The sequence below is a fragment of the Acinetobacter sp. RF14B genome, from assembly GCF_006864105.1.
Lineage (GTDB): Bacteria > Pseudomonadota > Gammaproteobacteria > Pseudomonadales > Moraxellaceae > Acinetobacter > Acinetobacter lwoffii_C.
The window spans coordinates 1-1,461 of record NZ_SMTB01000186.1 but is presented as its reverse complement, the minus strand read 5'-3'; the positions used below and the strand labels follow the sequence as shown (position 1 = coordinate 1,461).

Annotated in this window: 1 protein-coding gene and 2 pseudogenes; all 3 read left to right on the top strand. The window is 48.0% G+C overall.

Translation table 11 applies throughout. From position 1 onward, the window contains the following. Positions 1 to 1,113 (top strand): ABC transporter permease (locus E2K52_RS14390; RefSeq protein WP_151205679.1); only part of this gene is annotated, 1,113 nt, incomplete at its 5' end. Between the two features lie 10 nt (positions 1,114 to 1,123). Then, a pseudogene (locus E2K52_RS14385) lies at positions 1,124 to 1,330 on the top strand (RND transporter); the annotation flags it as partial. 4 nt (positions 1,331 to 1,334) lie between these two features. Next, positions 1,335 to 1,461, top strand: a pseudogene (locus tag E2K52_RS14380) (integrase); the annotation flags it as partial.

The following is a 1,461-nucleotide window of genomic DNA, read 5'->3' as shown; positions in this document are numbered from 1 at the left end:
ATCGGAATTGCCTCGGTTGTCTCGGTCGTCGCGCTCGGGAACGGTTCACAGAAACAGATTCTGGAAAATATCAGCAGCCTGGGAACCAATACCATTACCGTATTTCAGGGGCGAGGCTTTGGAGACAATTCCAGATCATCCCAAGTCAAAACCTTGATTCCGGCGGATGCAGACGCTTTGGCAGAGCAGCCCTATGTGGATGGCGTCAGCCCCTCCGTCAACAGCAATGTGACCGCACGTTATAAAGAAACTGAAGCCTCGATCACTGTGAATGGTGTGGGCGAAGACTTCTTCTATGTACGCGGGATGAGCTTTAAATCTGGTCAGCCTTTTGATCATGAAAGTGTGGTCGAGCAGGCCCAGGACGTGGTAATTGATACCAATACTCAAAATACCTTCTTTAAAGATGGAAGTAACCCGATTGGTCAGGTGCTGCTCTTGGGCAGCGTACCCAGCCGGATCATTGGCGTAATTGATGCGCAAAAAGGCATGATGGGCAATAATGACACACTAAATGTCTACCTGCCTTACTCCACCGTCATGAGCCGTATGCTCGGTCAGTCCAATGTACGTCAAATTATTGTACGGATTAAGGATGAATATCCGAGCGCAGCTGCTGAAAACGCCATCCTGAGCCTGCTGGTTCAACGTCATGGTGCGCAGGATGTATTTACCCAAAATGCGGACAGTATCCGCGAAACCATTCAGCAAACCACGCAGACCATGACCTTGCTAATCTCAGCAATTGCCGTAATTTCACTGGTAGTAGGTGGAATTGGGGTCATGAACATCATGCTGGTTTCAGTCACCGAACGGACTCAGGAAATTGGGGTCCGTATGGCCGTCGGAGCACGTCAAAGTGATATTTTGCAGCAGTTCCTGATTGAAGCCGTCTTGGTCTGTATTCTGGGCGGAATTTTGGGGGTACTTTTATCGCTGGGAATCGGTCAACTGATTACCCATTTTGCCGGAGATACTTTCCAGATGGCTTATTCGACCACCTCGATTGTCGCCGCCTTTGTCTGCTCCAGCCTGATTGGTATTGTGTTCGGCTTTATTCCGGCACGTAATGCGGCCCGTCTTAATCCGGTCGATGCACTTTCTCGAGAATAAGGAATCTGATATGCACCTGACTCTTACCAAACTGGCCAGTGCCCTGATTCTAGGAAGTTCACTGGTCGGCTGTGCCGCAGTAGTGAAAACACCGTATAAGCAACCTGCCGTTGAATTGCCGAACGGCTTTCAAAACAGTAAGGCCTTAAGCCAGCACATCCATGCCGACATTCTGGCGGATCAATGGTGGACTTTATTTAAAGATCCGCAATTGAACGATCATTGATTTAAATGGCTTTGATAAGGCTACCGCTCAGTTAAGAAAAACACGTCAAATTTCCTCAAGTCAAAAAAGAGATCGACTCCCTTCAACGGATGAATTGATTGCATTAACGAAATATTTTACAG